The organism is Pseudomonas gregormendelii (assembly GCF_017114825.1).
Lineage (GTDB): Bacteria > Pseudomonadota > Gammaproteobacteria > Pseudomonadales > Pseudomonadaceae > Aquipseudomonas > Aquipseudomonas gregormendelii.
Genome location: NZ_JADEVO010000037.1, coordinates 19,512 through 44,442, shown reverse-complemented (window position 1 = coordinate 44,442; position 24,931 = coordinate 19,512). Strand labels below are relative to the sequence as shown.

Here is a 24,931-nt window from a genome sequence, read left to right as displayed (position 1 = left end):
TCACAGACATCACGAGAGGTGCGTATGCACGATCCGTTTGAACAGTCTTTGCGCGACATGCTCAAGGCATCACCGTCCACCCGGGACGACGATGCGTGCCTTGGACGTGTACTGAAAACCGCCAACCGCCAGGTCGGCGCCGGTGATCTGTTCAGCCTGCTGGGCCGCTGGTTGCCCGCGCTGATGATCGCCCTGAATAACGGATCGGCCCATGTCTCGCCGGTTTCCCGTCACCGTAAACCTACCGTTCGCACTGCTGATAAGGCTGATTGAATATGGAACTTGATCTCTGGACTCAGAGCCTCGTCACTGCAATGACAGCGTTATGGACCAAGGTTGCAAACTTCATCCCGAACCTCTTTGGCGCACTGGTGGTGCTGCTCCTGGGTTTCGTGGTGGCCAAGCTGCTCGACACGTTACTGTCCAAATTGCTGGCCAAGCTGGGTCTCGATCGCCTGATGGGCGGCACTGGTCTGACCAAATTGTTGTCCCGCGCCGGGCTGCAGGTGCCGATCTCGACATTGATCGGTAAAATCGTTTATTGGTTCGTCCTGCTGATTTTTTTGGTTTCAGCTGCGGAATCTCTTGGACTTGAGCGAGTCTCAGCTACGCTAGACATGCTCGCGCTGTATTTGCCGAAGGTTTTTGGCGCCGCGCTGGTGTTGCTGGTGGGTGTGCTTCTGGCGCAACTGGCCAATGGGCTGGTGCGCGGAGCCGCCGAAGGGGTAGGGCTGGATTACGCGTCGGGCCTGGGGCGAATCGCCCAGGGCCTGGTGATCATCATCAGTATTTCGGTCGCGATCAGCCAGTTGGAGGTCAAGACTGACCTGCTCAACCATGTGATCGTCATCGTTTTGATTACCGTTGGTCTGGCTGTAGCGCTGGCCATGGGATTGGGAAGCCGGGAAATTGCCGGTCAGATTCTTGCGGGAATCTATGTGCGTGAGTTGTATCAGGTTGGGCAACAAGTGCGTGTTGGCGAGGTCGAAGGCCAGATCGAAGAGATCGGCACGGTTAAAACCACATTGCTGACCGACGAGGGTGAGCTGGTCTCTCTCTCCAATCGGATCCTCCTGGAGCAGCATGTGAGTAGCCGCTAACCCGGCAAACCCTGCTAATGTATGCCGCCGCAAATGGCCCTGGAAAGGGCTGCGGCGGACATTGACCTGACTGTCGGCCCGACTTGTTTTGAATAAAGCTCAATCGCTCTCCACGCGCTACGACCCCCGCGAGCTCTCTGATGAGGAGCTGGTCGCGCGCTCGCATACCGAGCTGTTTCACGTGACGCGCGCCTATGAAGAACTGATGCGGCGTTACCAGAGAACATTATTTAACGTCTGTGCACGATATCTTGGGAACGATCGCGACGCAGACGATGTCTGTCAGGAAGTGATGCTGAAGGTGTTGTATGGCCTGAAGAACTTCGAGGGGAAATCGAAGTTCAAGACCTGGCTCTACAGCATCACGTACAACGAATGCATCACACAGTATCGTAAGGAACGGCGTAAGCGTCGCTTGATGGACGCTTTGAGTCTGGACCCCCTCGAGGAAGCATCTGAAGAAAAGATGCCCAAAGCCGAGGAAAAGGGTGGACTTGATCGCTGGCTGGTGTATGTGAACCCGATTGACCGCGAAATTCTGGTGCTACGATTTGTCGCAGAGCTGGAATTTCAGGAGATCGCAGACATCATGCACATGGGTTTGAGTGCAACAAAAATGCGTTACAAACGTGCTCTAGATAAATTGCGTGAGAAATTTGCAGGCGTAGCTGAAACTTAGTTCGACGCAAATATCTCTTACGTGTAGGCAAGTTCTGATAGACTTGCCGCCGAGTTGTCCCCCGGTTTGCGGGACTGCTTCACAATCACCAGATGGGGATTTAACGGATGAAACTGAAAAACACCTTGGGCTTGGCCATTGGCTCTCTTATTGCCGCCACTTCGTTCGGCGCTCTGGCACAAGGCCAAGGCGCAGTTGAAATCGAAGGCTTCGCTAAGAAAGAACAATTCGACAGCGCTCGTAACTTCAAGAATGACGGCAACCTGTTCGGCGGTTCCGTAGGTTACTTCCTGACTGACGACGTTGAACTGCGTCTGGCCTACGACGAAGTGCACAATGTCCGTTCCGACAGCGGCCAGAACATCAAGGGCGCTAACACCGCTCTGGACGCTCTGTACCACTTCAACAACCCAGGCGACATGGTTCGTCCATACGTTTCGGCCGGTTTCTCCGATCAGAGCATCGATCAGAACGGCTCGAACGGTCGTAACCGTTCCACCTTCGCCAACGTTGGCGGCGGTGCCAAGCTGTACTTCACCGAGAACTTCTACGCCCGTGCTGGCGTTGAAGCTCAATACAACATCGACCAGGGCGACACCGAGTGGGCTCCTAGCGTCGGTATCGGTGTGAACTTCGGTGGCGGCTCCAAGCCTGCTGCTGCTCCAGTTCCAGCACCAGCTGAAGTCTGCTCCGACAGCGACAACGACGGCGTTTGCGACAACGTTGACAAGTGCCCGGACACCCCAGCCAACGTAACTGTTGACGCTGACGGCTGCCCAGCAGTTGCTGAAGTTGTTCGTGTAGAGCTGGACGTTAAGTTCGATTTCGACAAATCTGTTGTTAAAACCAACAGCTACGGCGACATCAAGAACCTGGCTGACTTCATGAAGCAGTACCCATCGACCAGCACCACTGTTGAAGGTCACACTGACTCCGTCGGTCCTGACGCTTACAACCAGAAGCTGTCTGAGCGTCGTGCAAACGCCGTTAAGCAAGTTCTGACCAACCAGTACGGTGTTGAATCGTCCCGCGTTCAGTCTGTTGGCTACGGCGAATCCCGCCCAGTTGCTGACAACGCGACTGAAGCTGGCCGCGCTGTAAACCGTCGCGTAGAAGCGCAGGTTGAAGCTCAAGCTAAGTAATTAGCTCGCAGCTCTGAGGAAAGCCCGGCTTAGGCCGGGCTTTTCTTTGCCTGCGATTTGGGTTTTATCCGGATTTTGCGGTGGCCCCAAAGATCGTCCGCCCGCGGCCCCAATCACCAGAATCGCCGGGCTTTTCAGTTCAAACGCACTCGCATCCTATTCCATGGCGCTCAGGTCGCTGCGGCATTCGCGCCGATGCGCCAGGGAGGCGTTCTCGATCATGGCCACCGGCGTATCCAGGGCCTGCGCCCACCAGCCAGACTTTTGCGCTCATCGTATTTTCCTCATCAGATAACGGCGACTGGCTGAGCCGTGGCGGCCAGCAGTCGCTTGATTTCCGGGACGCATGAACCGCACTGCGTGCCGCAACCCAATTGCTGTTTAAGACCCTGCAAGTCCAGGCCTCGACTGATTCCCGCGCAAACCGCGCTGTGGCTGACATTGCGGCAGTTGCACAGGGTTTTGTTGCCGGTGCCAATGGCGGCGCCGTCGCCGGGTGGTGCACTCAAGGGGGCCAGCATCCAGCGCCGCAGTGGTTCATCGGCGCGCCCTTCGAGCCACAGGTTTTGCAGCCAGTGCTGGGCCAGGGTTTCCCCGGCCAGGCGGATGGCGGTGATCCTGCCGTGTTCGATGCGTACGCGTTTGCCGATCGAGCGGCGCACGTCCTCGTAGGCCAGCACCGGGCCTTCATCCACGCCCAGGCACTGGTCGATGTCGCGCAATAACTGGGCGTCGGGCGCCGAGGCGCTGGCAGCCCGTATAAGCAGCGCCGGGCGCTCACGGCCAGCCACGCTCAGGCTGGCGTAGGAAAATTCCTCACAGAGGGGTCGCAGGCGCTCCAGTTGCTGTTGAACGTTACCTTCGACCAAGGCAAACAGTCGCCACGGCAGGTTTATCGGCTCCAGTCGCACGCCGCTGTGCTTCAGTTCCGGCTGCTTCGACAGGGGATCAAAGGCCGGTTGGGTCAGCGAATTGACCCCGCCTTTGAGAAACCGGTCGCCCCAGTGCATGGGCAAAAACGCCTGGCCTGGCCGAACGTTCTCGTCACGGGTAACCGGCAGCACCACCGCGCCACGGCGACTGTTCAGGCTGACCAGGTCGCCGGACTGCAAGCGATGGCGGCGTAGCTCATCCGGGTGCAGGCTCAACACCGCTTCACTGACGTGACCGAACAGCTGCGCAGCGGTGCCGGTGCGGCTCATGCCGTGCCATTGATCGCGCAGGCGCCCGGTGATCAGGGTCAGGGGAAACCGCGCATCCCGTTGTTCCTTGGCCGCTTGATACGGGTCGGCAATGAAGTGCGCGCGGCCGTTGGCGGTGGGGAATATTCCGTCACCGTACAGGCGCGCGGTACCTTGGCTGGCGCCGGGCGGGAAGGGCCATTGCTGCGGGCCGATCTGGTCGATCAAGGCATGGCTGAGCCCGGAAAGGTCCAGGTCGCGGCCTTGGGTCAGTTGCTTGTACTCGTCAAAGATCTGCGCCGGCGTGTCGAGGACAAACAGGCTGGCGTGCTCTGGACGCAGATGTCTTTCCAGGCGCTGTGCGAAATCCACCGTGATGGCCCAGTCCGGCCGTGCCTCGCCAGGGGCGATGACAGCCTGGCGCACGTGGGAAATGCGCCGCTCGGAGTTGGTCACAGTGCCCTCTTTTTCACCCCAGCTCGCGGCGGGTAGCAGCAGGTCGGCAAAGGCTGCGGTTTCAGTGGTGCGAAAGGCTTCCTGCAACACCACGAACGGGCATGCCTGCAGGGCCTCACGCACGGCACTCTGGTCGGGCATCGATTGCGCGGGGTTGGTGCAGGCGATCCACAAGGCCTTGATACGGCCGCTGCGCACCTGTTCGAACAACTCGATGGCGCTCAGCCCGGTGGTGTGCGGCAGTTGCTCAACGCCCCAGTAGGCCGCCACTTCCGCACGATGCTCGGCATTGGCGGCGTCGCGATGGCCTGGCAGCAGGTTCGACAGGCTGCCGGTTTCGCGTCCGCCCATGGCATTGGGCTGACCGGTCAGCGAGAAAGGTCCTGCGCCTGGGCGGCCAATTTGCCCGGTGGCCAGGTGCAGATTGATCAGCGCGCTATTCTTGGCGCTGCCAGCCGTGGACTGGTTGAGCCCCATGCACCACAACGACAGGAAAGTCGGCGAAGTGCCGATCCACTGCGCGCACTGCCGCAGCTGTTCGACACTGATCCCGCACAGTTGCGAGACCCTCTGCGGGCTGTAGTCGCGCACCAGGCTTTTCAGCTCTGGCAGCCCCTGGGTGTGCGCGTCGATAAAGTCATGATCAACCTGGTCCTCCACCAGCAACAGGTGCAGGATCCCGTGGAACAGGGCGACATCGGTGCCCGGCAGTATCGCCAGGTGCAAGTCGGCGAGGTCACAGGTGTCGGTGCGGCGCGGGTCGATAACGATAACTTTCATCTGCGGTCGGCGGGATCTGGCCTCTTCCAGCCGCCGGAAAAGTACCGGGTGGGCGTAGGCCATGTTGCTGCCGACGATCATCACGCAATCGCTCGACTCCAGGTCTTCGTAGCTGCACGGTGGGGCATCCGCGCCGAGGCTGCGCTTGTAGCCGACCACCGCCGAAGACATGCACAGGCGTGAGTTGCTGTCGATGTTGTTGGTGCCCACCAGCGCCCGCGCCAGTTTGTTGAAACTGTAGTAATCCTCGGTCAGCAATTGGCCGGAGATGTAGAACGCCACACTGTCCGGGCCGTGTTCGGCGATGGTGCGGGCGAATACGCTGGCGGCGTGATCCAGGGCGGTGTCCCAGTCCGTGCGGCCGCGGGCCAGGGTTTTGCCCAGGCGCAGTTCCGGATAGAGCGCCCTTGCCGCAAGGTCGCCCGTCAGGTGCAGGGTCGAACCCTTGCTGCACAACTTGCCGAAGTTGGCGGGGTGGGCCGGATCGCCGCTGACGCCGAGAATGCGCTCGCCGTCATGTTCGATCAGTACGCCGCAGCCGACCCCGCAGTAACAGCAGGTTGAAGCGGTGATCTGCCGGTCCATCAACTTGCTTCCCGCAGGGCCGGCAAGCAGGCGTCGCCGAACATCAGGTGGTCACGGATTGGCTCAATGTCGTGGTTCTCCCGGATCTGGCGGAAATACCAGCCGCCGTCTGCGGTATCGCCGTACAGGCAGGCGCCGACGAGGACGTCGTCCTTGATCACCAGTTTTTTGTAGATCCCGCTAATCGGGTCCGAAAGGGTGATGGTCTCGGTACCTTCACCGCCCATGAAGTCGCCAGCGGAGAACAGGTCGATGCCGGTGACCTTCAATTTGGTCGAGGTCACCGAGCCCTTATAGGTGGCGAAACCCAGCTGGGCCAGGTGGTTGGCGCAGACCTTGGCCTGTTCGAACAGGGGCGCGACCAGGCCGTAGGCGATGCCGCGGTGGCTGGCACATTCGCCAATCGCGTAGATGCGCGGGTCGTAGGTTTGCAGCGTGTCGTTGACCAGGATCCCGCGGTTGCAGGGAAGGCCGGATTTTTCCGCCAGTTCGGTGCGGGGCCGAATACCGGCCGCCATCACCACCAGGTCGGCCGGGATCACGTCGCCATTGCTGAATTGCACCGAGCCGACCCGGCCATTGCCGGCATCGTGCAGCGCCTGGGTCTGTTCGCGCAGGCGAAAGTGCAGGCCGCGACCTTCCAGGGCGGTCTGCAGCAGCTGGCCGCTGGTCTTGTCCAGCTGTCGATCCAGCAGCCATTCGCCTATGTGCACCACGGTGACGTGCATGCCGCGCAGCATCAGGCCGTTGGCCGCTTCAAGGCCGAGCAGGCCGCCGCCGATGATCACGGCATGGGTGTGGGTCCTGGCGGTGTTGATCATCGCCTGGGTGTCGGCGATGTCGCGGTAGCCGATCACGCCCTGCAGCGTGTTGCCCGGAATGGGCAGGATGAACGGCGTCGAGCCGGTGGCAATCAGCAGGCGGTCGTACTCGGCTTCGGTGCCGTCATCGGCAATCACCCGGCGCCTGATCCGGTCGATCTGCACCACTTTGCGGTTAAGCAGCAGCTTGATGTTGTTGTCGAGGTACCAGTCCAGGTCGTTGAGCACGATCTCTTCGAACGTCTGCTCGCCCGCCAGTACCGGCGACAGCAGGATGCGATTGTAGTTGGTATGGGGTTCGGCGCCGAAGACGGTGATGTCGTACAGGTCGTTGCTCAGCTTGAGCAATTCCTCCAGGGTGCGGACCCCGGCCATGCCGTTGCCGATCATCACCAGTTTCAATTTGTTCATCAGGTTCTCCGGGGAGCTGGGACCCGCCGCATCTTGGCGTTTCAGGTCGTACTTGAACATTTCGCGCAAACAAAAAAAGGCGTCCCGCCAGTTGCCTGGCGGGGACGCCTTTGTCCTTGTCCCGTTCTATCGGGAAGCGCAGCCCTCTTCGTTGAGGGTGAGCTTTATGTCTGTTGGGAGCGTTAATGCAGTGGTTGTGCCAAGTCTGGAAGCCGGCACAATTGATGTTTCACAGGTGGTTTTTGAAGGTTGGCAGTGCCGTTCCTGCACCGAATCGAAGCGTGACGCACTCCGTTGGAGCCTGTTCCTCATAGGCCAGTGGAGATGCCCTGTGGGAGCGAGCCTGCTCGCGATGGGCGCTCCCCGGTACTAACCACGAAAAACCAAAATCAACAGCACCATATTCACCACCAGCGACACCAGCGCCATGGTCCGCCACACCTTCAGCGGTTCGCGTTCCAGCAAAGGTCGTGGCCGCACGCTCAGGCTGTGCCGCTCGCCCTGTTCCAGGAGCAGCAACCATTCTTCCGCCGTTTCAAATCGATTCGCCGGATCAGCCGCAACGGCCCGCGCCAGGCTCTGCGCGATCCACTCCGGCAGGTCCGGGCGGTAGCGACTGGCACTCACCGGCACACCAAAGCGCGGGCGCTGGAAGGCTTCGATTTCGCCGTGGGGGTAGTGCCCGGTCAACAGGAAGTACAGGGTCACGCCGACCGCGTAAAGGTCCTGTTGCAGGGTGGGTGCCGCGCCGCCAAAAGCTTCCGGCGCGATGTAGCTCGGGGTGCCGGGCAGGGCGCACGGCTGGTCTTCGGACAGGCCCGGGCAATAGACCAGGCCAAAATCCAGCAGGCGCAACTCGCCGTCGTCACCCAGCAGCAGGTTCTCCGGCTTGATGTCGCGATGCAGAATCTGTCGGCGATGCAGCATGCCGACTGCGCGCAACAGGCGTTCGGCCAGGTCCAGCCATTGAGCCAGCGGCAACGGTCCGACGTCGGCATGCAGTGCCGCCAGGGTTGAACCGGAGTATTCACGCATCACGTAGTACAAGTGCTGACGCTGACTGGCGGGATGGACTTCAGGAAAGTGCCGTCCGGCAACGCGCTTGAGAAACCATTCCTCTGCCAGCAATGCCTGCCCGGCCTGGTGATCGTCGTGCAGGCGCCCGGGCAGGGTTTTCAGCAACCAGGGTTGCTGCTGCCCGTCATGCACCCGGTACAGCAGCGACTGCTGGCTTTGTCCTAGTATCGTGTCGACTTGCCAGCCCTCGAACATCTGCCCCGGCTTCAGCGCTGGCGGCAGCGGCCATTGCTGCAAGTGCACCAGGGCATCGCCGATGCTCGACTCTCCCAGGGCATCCACCCGCACCAGTAGTGCGCTGGCGTTGTCCTGGCTGCCCGCCAGGTGCGCGGCACTGACCAGGGTTTGCGCGGCACTGTGCAGATCCGGTTGATCGCGCAGGATTGCCGCGATGGCCGTGTCGCCCAATACCGCCCAGACGCCGTCGCTGAGCAGCACAAAGCTCTCGTCCAGGCGTAACTCGCCATCGAGGAAATCCAGCACCAGATGTTGATCCAGGCCCATCGCACGCTTGAGCACGTGCTGCATGCCGGGCTGATCCCAGACGTGGTCCTCGCTGATACGCTGCAAGTGGCCGGCATGCCAGCGATACACCCGGCAATCACCGACATGCGCCAGGGTGAAGCGCCGGCCGCGCACGACCAGGGCGCTGACAGTGGTCAGCAGCGGCTGCCCGCCGCCATTGGCCTGCAGCCAGCGGTTCTGCGCCAGCAGCAGGCGATCGAGGGCCTGGGCGACCGCCCAGGTTTCCGGCGTCGCGTAGTAATCCTGCGCCAGCGCCTGCAAGGTCGAGCGGGCTGCGAGCCCGCCGTCGGCGCATTGACTGACGCCATCGGCAATCGCGAACAGATAGCCTTTGCTCGCGGCCAGCGCCGGATCGGGCGTGACCAGGCGCAGGGCGTCCTGGTTTTCCTCGCGCGGACCGATGGCGCTGGCTTCAGCGAAACTCAGCTGCAGGCTCATTGCCGGTTCAGACCCGTGCAGCGGTGACGGCAGCAGAGCCCCAGGTGGTTCTCCAGCGACGTTTCACGCCATGCAGGCCGAACCAGGCGAGCACGCCCAGGCTGGCGAACAACCACAACGCCAGCTGGTAGCTGCCGGTGCTTTGCTTGATGGCGCCCATGCCGGCTGCCAGGGCAAACCCGCCAATGCCGCCCGCCATGCCGATCAACCCGGTCATCACGCCGATTTCCCGGCGAAAACGCTGTGGGACCAGTTGGAACACCGCGCCATTACCTGCCCCCAAACCGAGCATGGTGCACACGAAAAGCGCCAGGGCGGCGTAGGAACTTGGCAGGTTGAAACCGACTGCTGCGATACACACAGCCGCCACGGTATACATCCCCAGCAGCGTGCGAATCCCGCCGAAACGGTCGGCCAGCGCACCACCCAAAGGCCGCATCAGGCTGCCGCCAAACACGCAGGCGGCGGTGTAGTAACCGGCGGTGACCGGGCTCAGTCCGTATTGGTCGTTGAAGTAGCCGGGCAGAGCGCTCGCCAGGCCGATGAAGCCGCCGAACGTTACGCTGTAGAAGAACATGAACCACCAGCTGTCGCGATCGCCCAGGGCCTTGAAGTAGTCGGTGACCGATTTGGCTCTTGGCCGCTCCGGGGCATTTTTGGCCAGCCAGGTGAACACAATGAGCGTCAGGATCAACGGGATCAGGGCGAAGCCGAATACGTTGCTCCAGCCGAATGCCGCCGCCAGGACCGGGGCGATCAATGCGGCCAGCACCGTGCCGGAATTACCTGCCCCCGCAATGCCCATTGCCTTGCCTTGATGTTGCGGCGGATACCACTGCGATGCCAGCGGCAAAGCCACGGCGAACGACGCGCCGGCCATGCCGAGGAACAGCCCCAGCAGCAATGCTTGTTCGTAGCTGTGGATGCCGTGCTTCCAGGCCACGAACAGGGCGCAGATGACAATCACCTGGCCAATGATCCCGGCGGTTTTCGGCGATAGGCGATCGGCCAGCATGCCCATGATGAAGCGCAGTATTGCCCCGGCCAGAATCGGCGTGGCAACCACCAGGCCGCGCTGCTGGGTGGTCAGCTGCAGGTCCGTGGCTATTTGTACGGCCAGTGGGCCGAGCAGGTACCAGACCATGAAGCTCAGGTCGAAATAGAGGAACGCCGCGAACAGAGTCGGGGTATGACCGGATTTCCAGAAGCTTGAATTCATCGCGCACCTCAGCTGTGAAGAGTCTCGAGTGGGAACCGTGAGCTAGCAGATGGGGCGCCTTGACGGCCGCACCACCGACCCCGTGCCATGGGGCCAAAACGAAAAAACGCCGCTACCGGATTTGCCAGGGCAAATGGGGTGAGCGACGTCTTTGTCGTAGGTGGGGCAACCGCCGTTGGTTACCTGTGGTGAATTACATAGCCAGATCTGTGCCAACCACTGAAACCGAGGTGCTCCCATCGCGGGCAAGCCCGCTCCCACAGGGTGTTGGTGGTGGACGCAGTATTTGTGTACGGCAGACATCTCTGTGGGAGCCGGGCTTGCCCGCGATGGCGTCCGCGGGGCCAGCACAACACCTCAGCCCAGCAACTCACTCATCGCAATAATCTGCTCCGCCACCTGAATCAGCTTCTGCTGCCGGCTCATCGCCTGGCGGCGCATCAGGGTGTAGGCCTCTTCCTCGTTGCAGTCTTTCATCTTCATCAACAACCCCTTGGCCAGCTCGATGCGCTTGCGTTCCGCCAGTTGTTGGTCGCGGGCATGCAATTGAGCGCGCAGTGCCTGGTCGCTCTCGAAACGCGCCATGGCCACGTCGAGAATCGGTTGCAGGCGCTGTGCGTGAATGCCTTCGACAATGTAGGCACTCACCCCGGACTTGATCGCCCGGCGCATCACGCCCGGGTCATGCTCGTCGGTGAACATCACAATCGGCCTGGGTTGATCACGGCTCACCAGCACCACTTGCTCCATGACATCGCGGCTGGGTGACTCGGTATCGATCAGGATCACGTCCGGGCGCACCGTTTCGACGCGTGAGGGCAGGTCGATGGTCAGGCCGGACTCGTCGATCACCTCGAAGCCGGCTTCGGTCAAGGCGGCCTTGAGGCGTCCGACTTTCTTCGCCGTGTCGTTGATCAGCAGGATACGCAACATGTTCGCAGTCTCCTGTCAGCGGCTGGCGAGTAGGGCAGAGGAGTCATGCAGGGCATGCAGCTTGAAACTGCGTGCATACCCGGCCGGGTCCGAGCCGTCCCAGATCTTGCCGTCGATCAACTGGCTGCGGCGCATGTCCCCGGGCTGGCTGGCAACTCCCACGGCGCTGGCGGCTTCGCGGTACAGGTCCAGTTGCTGAACCTGTCGGGCGACCGCCAGATAATCCGGATCGTCGCGCAGCAACCCCCAGCGACGAAATTGGGTCATGAACCAAAGGCCATCGGACAGATAAGGCAAATTGACCTCGCCATCCCCGTGGAAGCGCAGGGCATGCGGGTCCTGCCAGCGATTGCCCAGCCCGTCGGCGTAGTCGCCCAGCAGCCGCGGTTCGATGCAATCGAGCGGCGCATCGAGATATTGCGCAGCACTGAGCAGCTGCGCGGTGCTGCGACGGTTCTCGCTACTGGCTTCAATAAAACGACTGGCCTCGAGAATCGCTATGACCAGGGCGCGGGCGGTATTGGGATACTGCTCGACGAAGGCGCGGGTGCAGCCCAGGACTTTTTCCGGGTGATCGGGCCAGATTGCCTGGGTGGTCGCCAGGGTGAATCCCAGATTCTGTTTCACTGCACTGGCGGACCACGGCTCGCCCACGCAGAAACCGTCGATGCGCCCCGCCTGCAGGTGCGCGACCATCTGCGGCGGCGGCACCACCACGCTGTCGACATCCTGCAGCGGATGGATACCCTGGCTCGCCAGCCAGTAGTACAACCACATGGCGTGGGTGCCGGTGGGGAATGTCTGGGCAAACGTCAGCCGTGGGCGACTTTGGTGCACGTGGCGATCCAGTGCCTCAGGACTGGTCACGCCAAGTGCCTGCAAGCCCGGGGAGAGGTTGATGCTCTGGCCATTCTGGTTCAGGCCCATCAGCACCGCCATGTCGGTGGCGGCGACGCCGCCTATGCCGAGGTGCACCGCATACACCAGGCCATACAGGCTGTGGGCGGCGTCCAGTTCGCCGCTGACCAGTTTGTCCCGCAGGCTGGCCCAGGACGACTGGCGCTTGAGGTTCAGGGTCAGGCCGTAAGGCTGGGCAAAGCCCTGGGTGGCGGCGACGACTACGGAGGCGCAGTCGCTCAGGGCCATGAAGCCGAGATTGATTTCGGTTTTTTCCGGGGCATCGCTGCCATTGACCCAGGCCAATGGGCCGGCGGAGGGTTCGTTCATCGACTGTGCACCTTAAAAAAAAGACGTCGCCACCGGTCCATGCGCGAGCAGAGCCGGGTGGCGACGCCATTGTCCTTGCGCTCATGTCCGACGTTGGTTCGAGCACTGATGTGAGTAGGGCTGCAAGGCATATGCCAGCGGCCATCAGCTTTTCATCAGGATTCAACGCGCCACCTCATCCATCCTCCCGCGATCATCCAATCCACCCTTCGGCCGTGAGGGTTATCGGCGGTTAAAAATCCTACAAGCTGGATCGACATTTCCCCAGGTTGGTAAGCCTGGAGTCCTACGAAAGGCGCCTGCCCGATTCTCTATTGTCGCGCCATTCATCGTTGAGCCTGGCAGCGCACAGGCATAGGGAGTTGCGAACATGAACAGCGCCATTGATCATTCCCCGTCCGAGTCATTCATGTTTGACCGGTGGCGGCTGCAGAGTGACGGCACCCTGATGCACGCGGGCAGGGTCGTACACGTTCCGCCAAAAGAATTATGCGTGCTTCGCCTGTTGCTCGGCTCGGCCGGTCTGGTGGTCAGCAAGGATCAACTGCTGGGCGCGGTCTGGCCCGGGACCGATGCAGCCGAGGAGTCCTTGACACGCTGCATCTACGTGTTGCGCAAGCTGTTGAAGGAGGACCGTGACTTCATCACCACCGTCTATGGCCAGGGGTATCGATTCGACTGCGCCGTGGTCGGGCCTGCTGTGCGAACCGAGCTGTCGAACTCGATTTAACCGGTCTCTCGCACGCCAGCCTCCACCCCGGCTATAATCGGCGCCACTTTTCGCCGCCCAGAGTCAAAGCCGCCCATGTACACCCTGGCCCGTCAGCTGTTGTTCAAACTTTCCCCGGAAACCTCCCACGATCTGTCCCTGGACCTGATCGGCGCGGGCGGACGCCTGGGGCTCAACGGCATGTTGTGCAAGGCGCCGGCGAAAAAGCCGGTGACCGTCATGGGCCTGGATTTTCCCAATCCCGTAGGCCTGGCAGCGGGCCTGGACAAGAATGGCGCGGCCATCGACGGTTTTGCCCAACTGGGTTTCGGTTTCGTCGAAATCGGCACCGTGACCCCGCGTCCGCAACCGGGCAATCCGAAACCACGGATTTTCCGTCTGCCGGAAGCCGAGGCCATCATCAATCGCATGGGCTTCAACAACCTTGGCGTCGATCACCTGCTGGCCCGGGTGGCTGCGGCGAAGTACAAGGGCGTGCTGGGCATCAATATCGGCAAGAACTTCGATACGCCCGTCGAGCGCGCCGTGGACGATTACCTGATCTGCCTGGACAAGGTGTATGCCCACGCCAGCTATATCACGGTTAACGTCAGTTCGCCGAACACACCAGGGCTGCGCAGCCTGCAATTTGGTGATTCGCTCAAGCAATTGCTCGCCGACCTGGCCACCCGCCGTGCGGAACTGGCCTTGCGTCACGGCAGACATGTGCCACTGGCGATCAAGATTGCCCCGGACATGACCGACGAAGAAACCGCCCAGGTCGCCCAGGCCCTGGTTGAGACCGGCATGGACGCCGTCATCGCCACCAACACCACCCTGAGTCGCGTTGGCGTCGAAGGCATGGAGCATGGGGACGAGGCAGGCGGCTTGTCGGGTGCCCCGGTGCGGGAGAAGAGCACCCATACGGTCAAGGTGCTGGCAGCAGAGCTGGCAGGGCGTCTGCCGATCATCGCCGCGGGCGGGATCACCGAAGGCAAGCACGCCGCCGAGAAAATCACTGCAGGGGCGAGCCTGGTGCAGATCTACTCCGGTTTCATCTACAAGGGCCCGGCGTTGATTCGCGAGTGCGTGGACGCCATCGCCGCCCTGAGATAACCCCCATGGCCCGGTGATTCCAGCCAATGCCGGCTGCGCTTTGGCGGGAAAGCAGCCATAAAAAAGGGCTCCTCGACGGAGCCCCTGGGCCGAAGCCCGCCGCCCGGATGGGGCGTGCGTGGTTAATTGATGCAGTGTTCAGATTGTCGTGTCGGAGTGTTTAGCCCTGTAAAATTAGCCGACGGCGTGAAGTTCGTTGAGTCTGTGGATTCCCGCAGTGCCGGTCATACCGTCCCAGTTGTCGCCGCGTCCTTCTCGCCAGCCGTTAATCCAGGCTTGACGTACCGACGGTAGAGTAAATGGGCAAAGCTCACGGGATTTGCCACCAACGCCATATTGATATCCGCGCAAAAATGCTCTTTCCAACGGATCACGCTTAAGTCTTCTCATAGGGTGTTGCCCTCACTTGTTGACTGTATTTATCGCGTTGACCTCAATTGAGGTCTGGCAGAAATAACCTGCCGTTGGCGGCTCGCTGCCGGCGTCGCGAGCCAAGTTGTTGACGTCGTTGCGGCGCCAACCTGTGTTGAGTTCTAACCAATGCGTCACATCGAGGGAATGATCGTTTTGTCATAAGGACGTAACCATTAAGGTGGTATGGCCATAAGTAACACGATATTTGCCAGCGTTTGTTGGTCAAACCCCGGTATGATCGGCACCCCGCAGGATGATGACGTTAATCCCTTGCTGAGAATGCCTCGCGTTGAGTGGGCGCATTATTCGACGAAGGGTCGAGTTATGACATTTTGTTGCACCAACTTTTTTACCTGTCTTTGCATCTAAGCTCCTTTACACCGAGCAGCAAGGGTGGGTCGGCACACCTTCGTGCCACGCGGGCGTTCTTTTAGAAAAGCGCCTGATTGAAAACCGGACCGGCAATGCGTTGCCCGTTCACTCAGCTAAAGGTTCTGGAATTCCCATGTCCGATCGTTTCGAACTCTTCCTCACTTGCCCAAAAGGCCTTGAAGGCCTGCTCATCGAGGAAGCCGTCGGGCTTGGCCTTGAGGAAGCGCGTGAGCACACCTCTGCCGTGCGCGGCATGGCAACCATGGAAACCGCCTACCGCCTGTGCCTGTGGTCGCGCCTCGCGAACCGGGTGCTGCTGGTGCTCAAGCGTTTCCCGATGAAGGACGCCGAAGATCTCTACCACGGTGTGCTCGACATCGAATGGCAGGACCACATGCTCAGCGACGGCACCCTGGCCGTCGAGTTCAGTGGCCATGGCTCGGGCATCGATAACACCCATTTCGGCGCGTTGAAGGTCAAGGACGCCATCGTCGACAAATTGCGCACCCCGCAAGGCGACCGTCCGTCGATTGATAAACTCAACCCCGACCTGCGTATTCACCTGCGCCTGGACCGCGGCGAAGCGATTCTGTCGCTCGACCTGTCCGGCCACAGCCTGCACCAGCGCGGTTACCGCCTGCAGCAGGGTGCGGCACCTCTGAAGGAAAACCTCGCGGCGGCGATCCTGATCCGTTCCGGCTGGCCACGTATTGCTGCCGACGGCGGCGCCCTGGCTGACCCGATGTGTGGCGTGGGCACCTTCCTGGTCGAAGCGGCGATGATCGCCGCCGACATGGCCCCCAACCTGCGTCGCGAGCAGTGGGGCTTCACCGCCTGGCTCGGCCACGTTCCGGCGCTGTGGAAAAAGCTTCATGAAGAAGCCACCGAGCGTTGCGCCGCCGGCCTGGCCAAGCCGCCGCTGTGGATTCGCGGTTACGAAGCGGACCCGCGCCTTATTCAGCCTGGTCGCAATAACGTTGAACGGGCTGGCCTGAGCGAGTGGATCAAGATCTACCAGGGCGAAGTCGGCACCTTTGAACCGCGTCCGGACCAGAACCAGAAAGGCCTGGTCATCTGCAACCCGCCGTACGGCGAGCGTCTGGGCGATGAGGCGAGCCTGCTCTATCTCTACCAGAACCTTGGCGAGCGCCTGCGTCAGGCCTGCCTGAACTGGGAAGCGGCCGTGTTCACCGGCGCGCCGGACCTGGGCAAGCGCATGGGTATCCGCAGCCACAAGCAGTATTCGTTCTGGAACGGCGCCTTGCCGTGCAAGCTGCTGCTGATCAAGGTCACCCCGGACCAGTTCGTGACTGGCGAGCGTCGCACCCCGGAACAACGCCAGGTCGAGCGCGAGCAGGCTGAAGTCCAGGTCGAAGGCAACGACGTCGCGCCAGGCAAGTACGAGAAGTACAACAAGAACGGCAACCCGATCAAACCGGCGCCGGTGGTGATCGAGCAGCCGCGCTTGAGCGAGGGTGGGCAGATGTTCGCCAACCGCCTGCAGAAGAACCTCAAGGCCCTGAGCAAGTGGGTCAAGCGTGAAGGCATCGACTGCTACCGCGTCTACGATGCCGACATGCCGGAATACTCCATGGCCATCGACCTGTACCAGGATTGGGTCCACGTCCAGGAATACGCCGCGCCAAAATCCATCGACCCGGAAAAAGCTTCGGCGCGCATGTTCGATGCCCTGGCGGCGATTCCCCAGGCGTTGAACGTCGACAAGAGCCGCGTCGTGGTCAAGCGTCGCGAGCGGCAGAGCGGCACCAAGCAATACGAGCGCCAGGCCGCGCAGGGCAAGTTCGTCGAGGTCAACGAAGGTGGCGTCAAGCTGCTGGTGAACCTCACCGACTACCTCGACACCGGTCTGTTCCTCGACCACCGGCCGATGCGTATGCGCATTCAGCAGGAGGCGGCAGGCAAGCGCTTCCTCAACCTGTACTGCTACACCGCGACGGCGAGTGTGCACGCAGCCAAGGGTGGCGCACGCAGCACCACCAGCGTCGACCTGTCGAAAACCTACCTGGACTGGGCGCGGCGCAACCTTTCTCTGAACGGCTTCTCCGACAAGAACCGCCTGGAGCAGGGCGATGTGATGGTCTGGCTGGACGCCTGCCGTGACGAGTACGACCTGATCTTCATTGACCCGCCGACGTTCTCCAACTCCAAGCGCATGGAAGGGATCTTCGACGTGCAACGTGACCAGGTGCAACTGATCGACCTGGCCATGGCGCGCCTGGCACCGGGTGGTGTGCTGTACTTCTCCAACAACTTCCGCAAGTTCGAGCTCGAGCCCAACCTGAGCGAGCGCTACGCAGTCGAGGAGATCACCGCCAAGACCATCGACCCGGACTTCGCCCGTAACGGCAAAATCCACCGCGCCTGGAAAATCATGGCGCGTTGACACCTGGATCCACTGTAGGAGCTGCCGCAGGCTGCGATCTTTTGATCTTGTTTTAAAGAAAAGATCCAAAGATCGCAGCCTCGTTTCACTCGACAGCTCCTACAGGAGCATCAGCAGCAAAGGGTGCAGTTGCAAGTACAGTGCTGGTCAAATTAGTGGCTAATAGCTATAACTCAACCCAGGGCCAGTGGGTTTTCCCGGCACTTGGCGTTTTGAGTCTGCCTATATGTCGTTGCACGTCATGCGCCCAAAGATCCTGGGGTTTATCAGTGAACACGTTTCGGCCTGGCTGGTCGCGCTGCTGGTATTGCTCGTGGGCGGGATTTTTACCGGATTGCTCGCCTGGTCGACACAAAACCAGTTCCACCATCAATTACGGCAACGTTTCCAACTGCTGGCCAGTGAACGCTACAGCCGTATCGAAGAACGTTTCGAAGACCAGGAGCAGCGCCTCGACGGGCTGCGCCGGTTCTTTGCCAATTCCGGTTCGGTGTCCCGAGAGGAATTCGACGGGTATGCCAAACCACTTTTGCATCGCACCCAGGCTTACTCCTGGGCCCCACGCATATCCCGGTCTGAACGGGCGGCGCTTGAGCAGACCGCGCATCAGCAGGGCCTGAGCGAATTCAGCGTGCGCGACATGGATGCCGCAGGCAACCTGCAGATTGCCCCTGAACGCGACGAGTACGCCCCGGTGCTGTACACACAGAGCCAAAGTCGTCTCCCCACGCCGCTGGGTTTCGACTTGCTCGCCCAGCCTCAGCGCCGTGCGACGCTGGAGCGGGCCGATGCCCTTGGCGGCCTGGCGGTGTCGCAACCCCTTTATCTGGTGGGCATCGAACCCACTTATGCCCGTGGAATCCTGCTGGCCGCCCCCGTCGGTCACCAGCCACAACCGGGGGCAGTGCCCGACGGCTACGTCATGGCCGTGATCAGCATGCGTCAGCTGTTGGCGGATGGATTACCCGAGGAGACCCATGATTTTCTCTCGGTACGCATTCTGGACCTGTCCACCGCTGACCAGCATGAAGTGCTCTACGAATCGAGCAATACACCCGCCGCCAGCGAGCTGTCCTCGACCCAACTGATTCGCCTGGCCGACCACGAGTATCAGGTCGAAATGCGACCCAGCGTCGCGTTCACCCAGGCCAACCATTCCTCCCTCAGCAGCCTGGCAGTGCTGGGCGGCATGCTCAGCCTGCTGCTCAGCGCCTTGCTGTACGTGCTGGTGAGCCAGCGCCAACGGGCGCTGAAAATGGTCGAGCAGCGGACCCAGGAGCTGCGCGCCCGCGAGCAGGAATTGCGCGGCACCCATGGCCAGTTGCGCGGCGTGCTGAACGCCGCGACGCAGGTGGCAATTATTGCCACGGACCTGCGCGGGGTCATCACCACCTTTAATGCCGGCGCCGAGCAGATGCTTGGCTACACCAACGCCGAGGTGGTGGGCTGCATGACCCTGGAGAACCTGCACCTGCCCCGGGAGCTCCAGGCTCGCTCGGCGGAACTCAGTGCGCGCTATGGCAAGCCGATTCCAACCTGCCAGGCGATGCTGGTCGAGGGCGGCGAGGAGGGCGGCCACGAAGCGCGGGAATGGACGCTGGTGCGCAGCGACGGCAGTCACCTGGCAGTGAACATGCTGGCCACGCCAGTGCTCGACGAGCAGGGGCTGTGGGTTGGGCACCTGGCGATCTGCATCGACATCACCGAGCGCAAGCGGGTCCACGAGGCCCTGGCGGCGCGGGATTTGTTGCTGAAGAAGCTCAGCGCCCATGTGCCGGGCGGCATTTATCAATTCAAGATGGAGTTCGATGGGCGTTTCAGCGTGATCTACGCCAGTGACGGGATCCGCGAGATCTACGAACTCGAGCCCGACGTCCTGTTGCTTAACGCCGAGGCGATCTTCACGCGCATTCATCCACAGGACACCACCCGGGTGCGCGCCTCGATCCGGGCGTCAGCGGACACCCTCAGCCCGTGGCGCGAGGAATATCGCGTGCAGCTGCCCATCCGCGGGTTGCGCTGGGTGCGTGGCGAGGCTACCCCTGAGGAACTACCGGGTGGCGGGGTGCTGTGGCACGGCTACATCTCCGACATTTCCGACCTCAAGCGCGTGGAAGAGGAGTTGCGGGCGCTGTCGGTGACGGACTCGCTGACCGGGATTCACAACCGCCGCTACTTCCAGGAACGCCTGACCACTGAAATGGACCGGGTCGAGCGCGGTGGCGGTGAATTGTCGGTCATCATGCTCGATATCGACCACTTCAAGCGCATCAATGACCAGCATGGTCACGCGGTGGGCGACCGGGTGCTGCAGGCGGTGTGCGAGCGCATCGGTGATCGGCTGCGGCGCACTGATGTGTTCTGCCGTCTGGGTGGCGAAGAGTTCATGGTGCTGTGCCCGGACATCAGCGGCGAACACGCACACGTGCTGGCGCTGCAACTGTGGCAGGCGTTGCGCATGTCGCCGATCGATGGCGTAGGGACAGTGACCGCAAGCTTCGGGATTGCCAGCTGGCGAGCCGGTGAGGGCGCGGATGCGCTGTTATTGCGGGCGGATTCGGGGGTGTATGCGGCGAAGCAGGCGGGGCGGGATCGGGTCGAGGCGGAGATGAGTTAGGGTGGTTTTGGAAAGATCGCAGCCTCGTTTCACTCGACAGCTCCTACAGGTTGGTATGCACATAACCTGTGCACATAACCCTGTAGGAGCTGTCGAGTGAAACGAGGCTGCGATCTCTTGATCCTGATCTTGATCGATTACAAAGCCGAAGCAGTCTGAGGCAGTTTCGGCTGGCGATACAGGTCCAGCAGCACCTGGTCCAGCACCGACGACGCACCAAACGGCGCTTTATCGTTGAGGATCGCCACCACCGCCCAGGTATTGCCGTTGACGTCGCGGCTGAAGCCGGAAATCGCCCGCACGGTGTTCAGGGTGCCGGTCTTGACGTGGGCTTCGCCGCGCATCGCCGTGGTCTTCAGGCGTTTGCGCATGGTGCCATCGGTACCGGCAATCGGCATCGAACTGATGAACTCGGCGGCATACGGGCTGCGCCATGCGGCCTGCAGCATCGCGGCCATTTCACGGGCACTCACGCGCTCGGCGCGAGACAGGCCGGAGCCGTTCTCCATGACCAGGTGCGGCGCGGTAATGCCTTTTTTCGCCAGCCATTGACGCACCACTCGCTGGGCCGCCTTGGCGTCATCGCCGTCGGCGTCGGTGCGATAGCGTTGACCGAGGCTCAGGAACAGCTGCTGGGCCATGGTGTTGTTACTGTACTTGTTGATGTCGCGGATGATTTCCGCCAGGTCCGGCGAGTAGGCCCGGGCCAGCAACTTGGCGCCGCTTGGCGTTGGGGCCAGCACGTCCTTGCCCTGGATGCTGCCGCCCAGTTCCTTCCAGATCGCCCGCACGGCGCCAGCGGTGTAGGTCGCGTGGTCAAGCAGCGACAGGTAGGTCTGCGAGCTGCAGCCTTCACCCAGCTGGCCGCCAACCGTCACGGTCACGCTGCCATCGGGCTGGGTTACCGGGTTGTAACGCACGCCACCGGTGCATTGTTTGGAATTGATGGCCTTGACCTGGTTTTCGATGCGAATCGACGCAATGGGCGGCTCGACCGACACCAGCACCCGGCCATTATCGTTGCGCGCGACAAAGCGCAGCGCCTTGAGGTTGACCAGCAGCGAATCCGGTTTGACCAGGAACGGCTTGTTGTTGTCATTGCCGTCGTCGTTGAACTCGGGCAACTGCGGCTGGGTGAAGAAGTTGCGGTCCAGCACCAGGTCGCCGGTGATCTGGGTCACGCCATTGGCGCGCAGGTCACGCATCAGCAGCCAGAGTTTTTCCATGTTCAGCTTCGGGTCGCCGCCACCCTTGAGGTAGAGGTTGCCATTGAGGATGCCGCCGCTGAGGGTGCCATCGGTGTAGAACTCGGTTTTCCACTGGTGATTCGGGCCGAGCATTTCCAGGGCCGCGTAGGTGGTGACCAGTTTCATGGTCGAGGCCGGGTTGACCGAGACGTCGGCGTTGAAGATGGTCGGCGTGCCCGGGCCATTGAGCGGGATCAGCACCAGGGACAGGGCGTTGTCCTGCAGCTTGCTGGCCTTGAGGGCTTTTTCGACGTTGGGGGTCAGGGCGGTGTTGATGGGGGCTGCGTTGACGGGAAAGGCCAATGGAACAAGCAAGCCAGCCAGCAACAATGGACGCAAAGATTTGATCATGTGAAATAGAACCCTGCGGTCGAGGGGGAAAAAAGACGAGGGCATGAAGATAAATTCCCTCAGTGGTCATGAAAGTGTCGGCATTATGCCCCAAGGTTTATCCGCTTGTGCCGTGAGCGGGGCACCTAATCCGCTATTTTTTTACCAGCGGTAGGCCGCGCTTCCCATAGAGACGGGCAATCGGCGGCTTAAACTGCTAAAGTGCCGCCCGTTATTACTTATGAGGATTGTTCCAATGGCGACTAACCGTTCCCAGCGTCTGCGCAAAAAATTGTGCGTCGATGAATTTCAAGAGCTGGGTTTCGAGCTGAACCTGGATTTCAAAGAAGATTTGGCTGATGAAGCCATTGATGCTTTCCTCGACGCGTTCCTGAAAGAAGCCATGGAAGCCAACGGCCTGGGCTATGTTGGCGGCGACGACTTCGGTCTGGTATGCCTGCAGAAGCGTGGCTCGGTCTCCGAAGAGCAACGTGCAGCCGTTGAAGCCTGGCTCAAGGGCCGCAGCGAACTGACCGAAGCGACTGTCAGCCCGCTGATCGACGTCTGGTACCCGGAAAAGCCGATCAATCCGGTAGCTTGATGTCATGAAAAACGGCGACCCAAGGGTCGCCGTTTTTTTTTGCCGGAAATCCGCCCTCGGCTCCCTGTAGGAGCGAGCTTGCTCGCGATGGACCTGAGGACGCCAAGGGGTGTCAGGTTTCCCGCTTAATCGTTAACGTCCATCGCGAGCGAGCTCGCTCCTACAGGGCTTTACGCCAATTCAAGATCACCAGCGTCAACACCCCCGCCACAATCCCCCAAAACGCCGAGCCAATGGAAAACAGTGTCAGCCCCGACGCCGTGACCATGAAGGTAATCAGCGCCGCTTCGCGCTCCTTGACCTCGGTCATGGCAATGCTCAAGCCATTGATGATCGACCCGAACAACGCCAGCGCAGCAATCGACAGCACCAGCTCCTTGGGCAATGCTGCAAACAGTGCCGCCAGCGTGGCGCCGAATACCCCGGCAATGCCGTAGAAAATCCCGCACCACACCGCCGCCGTGTAACGCTTGTTGCGATCTTCATGGGCGTGGGGCCCGGTGCAGATGGCCGCGCTGATGGCCGCCAGGTTGATGCCGTGGGAGCCGAAGGGCGCCAGCAGCAACGAGGCGATGCCCGTGGTGGTGATCAGCGGCGAAGCCGGCACGTTGTAGCCGTCGGCGCGCAACACGGCGATACCTGGCATGTTCTGCGAGGTCATCGCCACCACGAACAGCGGGATGCCGATGCTGATGGTGGCGGCCAGGGAAAAGTGCGGGGTGGTCCAGACCGGCGTGGCAATTTCCAGGTGAAAGGCGCTGAAATCCAGCAGCCCCATGAATCCCGAGAGTGCGGTGCCGATCAGCAGAGCGGCCAACACCGCGTAGCGGGGGGACAGGCGCTTGATCACCAGGTAGGTAAAGAACATCCCCAACACCAGCGCGGTGCGATGCTGCGCGGCGACGAAGATCTCACTGCCGATTTTGAACAGAATGCCCGCCAGCAGTGCGGCGGCCAGGGAGGCCGGGATCTTTTTCACCAGGCGTTCGAAGCTGCCAGTCAGGCCGCAGATGGTCACCAGGAGCGCGCAGGTGATGTAGGCGCCAATGGCTTCGCCGTAGCTGACACCGCCCAGGCTGGTGATCAGCAAGGCCGCGCCGGGGGTCGACCAGGCGATGGTGATCGGCGTGCGATAGCGCAGTGACAAGCCGATGGAGCACACCGCCATGCCGATCGAGATCGCCCAGATCCACGACGAAATCTGCCCGCTGCTAAGACCCGCTGCCTGGCCAGCCTGGAACATCAGCACCAGGGAGCTGGTGTAGCCGGTCATCATGGCGATAAAGCCGGCGACGATGGCCGATGGCGAGGTATCGGCCAGTGGGCGAAGCTGCGTGTGCGTGGCGTCGTTCATGACGGGGTGTTCCTTATTGCCTACGAAATTATCCAAAGCCAAGCGACCCCCCGTACGGGGATCGCATTCCGGCTGCGGATTCTGCGATCAAGCCTAAACTCAAAAGTAACCAATCGTTGCAATACAGCGGCGCCAACAAACAGCCATACAGTCGTGTTGCCACCATCCATTGTGTACAATCGCGGTGTTTTTTACGCGATACTTGCCAGCGACCCACTGTGCCGTATTACAGTCACGGTCTATTCGCCGCAGTTCTCCCGACTCGAGTGCCCATGAACGAACAGTTGCAGCCCCTCAAGAAACAACCGCGAGCAGGCAAAGCCGGCCGCAGCGGAACCCAGGACGATATTGTCTACGCGCATATCTTCGAGGCGATCCTCGAACAGCGCCTGGCGCCCGGCACCAAGTTGAGCGAAGAAGCGCTGGGGGAAATTTTCGGGGTCAGTCGTACCATCATCCGTCGCGCGCTGTCGCGCCTGGCCCATGAAGGCGTGGTGCTGCTGCGCCCGAACCGCGGTGCCGTGGTCGCCAGCCCAAGCGTCGAGGAAGCTCGCCAGGTGTTCCTGGCGCGGCGTCTGGTCGAGCGCGCGATCACCGAGCTGGCGGTACAGCACGCCACGGCCGAGCAAATCGCCGAGTTGCGCCAGATGGTCAACGATGAGCGTGACAGTTTCTCCCGCGGTGATCGCGGTGCCGGTATTCGTCTGTCGGGCGAGTTCCACCTGAAGCTGGCCGAAGCGGCGAAGAATGCCCCGCTGATCAGCTTCCAGCGCAGCCTGGTGTCGCAGACCTCGCTGATCATTGCCCAGTACGAAAGCGGCAATCGCTCCCACTGTTCGTATGACGAACACACCCAGCTGATCGACGCCATCGAGGCGCGCAATGGCGAGCTGGCAGTGGATTTGATGATGCATCACATGGATCACATCGACAGCAAGCTCAATCTCGACGAGGAAAGTGCGTCGGATGATCTGCATGCGGTGTTCTCGCATTTGTTGCAGACCAAGAAGCCGGGGCGGCCTGCGGCGAAAATCTGATGTGTCGTGGTGCGCCTATCGCCAGCAGGCTGGCTCCCACAGGGTTTGAGGTCGCACACAAATCTTGTGAACCCCACAAATACCTGTGGGAGCCAGCAGGCTGGCTCCTAGAGGGTTTGAGGTCGCACGCAAAAACTTGTGAACTCCACAAATACC

Annotated in this window: 18 protein-coding genes and 2 pseudogenes; 10 read left to right on the top strand and 10 right to left on the bottom strand. The window is 61.2% G+C overall.

Features of this window, described 5'->3' with window-relative positions; all coding sequences use genetic code 11:
* The first annotated feature begins 24 nt into the window (after window positions 1-24).
* The 4 genes from IMW75_RS21835 to IMW75_RS21820 all read left to right on the top strand — a co-directional run bounded on the left by IMW75_RS21835 (window position 25) and on the right by IMW75_RS21820 (window position 2,921).
* Complete coding sequence (locus IMW75_RS21835; protein ID WP_045060997.1) at window positions 25-273, top strand: hypothetical protein; 249 nt, start codon at window positions 25-27, stop codon at window positions 271-273.
* Between the two features lie 2 nt (window positions 274-275).
* A complete protein-coding gene (locus IMW75_RS21830; RefSeq protein WP_008048604.1) occupies window positions 276-1,100 on the top strand; it encodes a mechanosensitive ion channel family protein in 825 nt (274 codons plus the stop codon).
* Between the two features lie 88 nt (window positions 1,101-1,188).
* The gene (sigX, locus tag IMW75_RS21825) at window positions 1,189-1,779 is read left to right on the top strand and encodes an RNA polymerase sigma factor SigX (protein ID WP_045060998.1); all 591 of its coding nucleotides are present in this window, start codon (window positions 1,189-1,191) and stop codon (window positions 1,777-1,779) included.
* A 107-nt stretch (window positions 1,780-1,886) separates the two neighbouring features.
* Window positions 1,887-2,921 carry an OmpA family protein gene (locus IMW75_RS21820; RefSeq protein WP_045060999.1) on the top strand — a complete coding sequence of 345 codons (1,035 nt, stop codon included), beginning with the start codon at window positions 1,887-1,889 and terminating at the stop codon, window positions 2,919-2,921.
* On the opposite strand, the pseudogene IMW75_RS27440 reads toward IMW75_RS21820, so the two are convergent.
* The 7 genes and pseudogenes from IMW75_RS27440 to IMW75_RS21790 form a co-directional block, all read right to left on the bottom strand.
* Window positions 2,922-3,164, bottom strand: a pseudogene (locus IMW75_RS27440) (hypothetical protein); the annotation flags it as partial. It lies immediately after the preceding gene.
* A gap of 44 nt (window positions 3,165-3,208) precedes the next feature.
* Window positions 3,209-5,923, bottom strand: a complete 2,715-nt coding sequence (locus IMW75_RS21815; RefSeq protein ID WP_205893737.1) for a nitrate reductase — start codon at window positions 5,921-5,923, stop codon at window positions 3,209-3,211.
* A gap of 23 nt (window positions 5,924-5,946) precedes the next feature.
* A pseudogene (locus IMW75_RS21810) lies at window positions 5,947-7,155 on the bottom strand (NAD(P)/FAD-dependent oxidoreductase); the annotation flags it as partial.
* Between the two features lie 369 nt (window positions 7,156-7,524).
* Window positions 7,525-9,195 (bottom strand): bifunctional protein-serine/threonine kinase/phosphatase, encoded by a 1,671-nt coding sequence (locus tag IMW75_RS21805; RefSeq protein ID WP_205893736.1) that lies wholly within the window; start codon window positions 9,193-9,195, stop codon window positions 7,525-7,527.
* A gap of 7 nt (window positions 9,196-9,202) precedes the next feature.
* Window positions 9,203-10,414 carry a nitrate/nitrite transporter gene (locus IMW75_RS21800; RefSeq protein ID WP_045061003.1) on the bottom strand — a complete coding sequence of 404 codons (1,212 nt, stop codon included), beginning with the start codon at window positions 10,412-10,414 and terminating at the stop codon, window positions 9,203-9,205.
* Between the two features lie 357 nt (window positions 10,415-10,771).
* Window positions 10,772-11,347 (bottom strand): ANTAR domain-containing response regulator, encoded by a 576-nt coding sequence (locus IMW75_RS21795; protein ID WP_205893735.1) that lies wholly within the window; start codon window positions 11,345-11,347, stop codon window positions 10,772-10,774.
* 15 nt (window positions 11,348-11,362) lie between these two features.
* A complete protein-coding gene (locus IMW75_RS21790; RefSeq protein WP_205893734.1) occupies window positions 11,363-12,574 on the bottom strand; it encodes a CmpA/NrtA family ABC transporter substrate-binding protein in 1,212 nt (403 codons plus the stop codon).
* Window positions 12,575-12,944: 370 nt separating this feature from the next.
* Between IMW75_RS21790 and IMW75_RS21785 the strand changes: the two genes are divergently transcribed.
* Both IMW75_RS21785 and IMW75_RS21780 read left to right on the top strand, forming a co-directional pair.
* Window positions 12,945-13,304, top strand: a complete 360-nt coding sequence (locus IMW75_RS21785; RefSeq protein ID WP_045061006.1) for a winged helix-turn-helix domain-containing protein — start codon at window positions 12,945-12,947, stop codon at window positions 13,302-13,304.
* Window positions 13,305-13,379: 75 nt separating this feature from the next.
* Entirely contained in the window at window positions 13,380-14,399 is a 1,020-nt protein-coding gene (locus tag IMW75_RS21780) for a quinone-dependent dihydroorotate dehydrogenase (RefSeq protein WP_205893733.1), read from the top strand.
* A 174-nt stretch (window positions 14,400-14,573) separates the two neighbouring features.
* Here IMW75_RS21780 and rmf read toward each other — a convergent pair whose 3' ends face one another.
* Window positions 14,574-14,789 (bottom strand): ribosome modulation factor, encoded by a 216-nt coding sequence (rmf, locus tag IMW75_RS21775; RefSeq protein ID WP_003223300.1) that lies wholly within the window; start codon window positions 14,787-14,789, stop codon window positions 14,574-14,576.
* A gap of 529 nt (window positions 14,790-15,318) precedes the next feature.
* Here rmf and rlmKL point away from each other — a divergent pair.
* Window positions 15,319-17,589, top strand: a complete 2,271-nt coding sequence (gene rlmKL, locus IMW75_RS21770) for a bifunctional 23S rRNA (guanine(2069)-N(7))-methyltransferase RlmK/23S rRNA (guanine(2445)-N(2))-methyltransferase RlmL (protein WP_045061008.1) — start codon at window positions 15,319-15,321, stop codon at window positions 17,587-17,589.
* Between the two features lie 226 nt (window positions 17,590-17,815).
* Entirely contained in the window at window positions 17,816-20,206 is a 2,391-nt protein-coding gene (locus IMW75_RS21765; protein WP_205893732.1) for a sensor domain-containing diguanylate cyclase, read from the top strand.
* Between the two features lie 137 nt (window positions 20,207-20,343).
* On the opposite strand, the gene dacB is transcribed toward IMW75_RS21765, so the two are convergent.
* Window positions 20,344-21,804 (bottom strand): D-alanyl-D-alanine carboxypeptidase/D-alanyl-D-alanine endopeptidase, encoded by a 1,461-nt coding sequence (dacB, locus tag IMW75_RS21760; protein ID WP_205893731.1) that lies wholly within the window; start codon window positions 21,802-21,804, stop codon window positions 20,344-20,346.
* A 235-nt stretch (window positions 21,805-22,039) separates the two neighbouring features.
* Here dacB and IMW75_RS21755 point away from each other — a divergent pair, with 235 nt between their 5' ends.
* Complete coding sequence (locus tag IMW75_RS21755) at window positions 22,040-22,384, top strand: YggL family protein (RefSeq protein ID WP_007896965.1); 345 nt, start codon at window positions 22,040-22,042, stop codon at window positions 22,382-22,384.
* A gap of 160 nt (window positions 22,385-22,544) precedes the next feature.
* On the opposite strand, the gene IMW75_RS21750 is transcribed toward IMW75_RS21755, so the two are convergent.
* On the bottom strand, window positions 22,545-23,738 hold the full coding sequence (locus IMW75_RS21750; protein ID WP_205893730.1) for a benzoate/H(+) symporter BenE family transporter: 1,194 nt from the start codon (window positions 23,736-23,738) through the stop codon (window positions 22,545-22,547).
* Between the two features lie 272 nt (window positions 23,739-24,010).
* Between IMW75_RS21750 and IMW75_RS21745 the strand changes: the two genes are divergently transcribed.
* Entirely contained in the window at window positions 24,011-24,775 is a 765-nt protein-coding gene (locus IMW75_RS21745) for a GntR family transcriptional regulator (protein ID WP_045060296.1), read from the top strand.
* Window positions 24,776-24,931 lie beyond the last annotated feature (156 nt).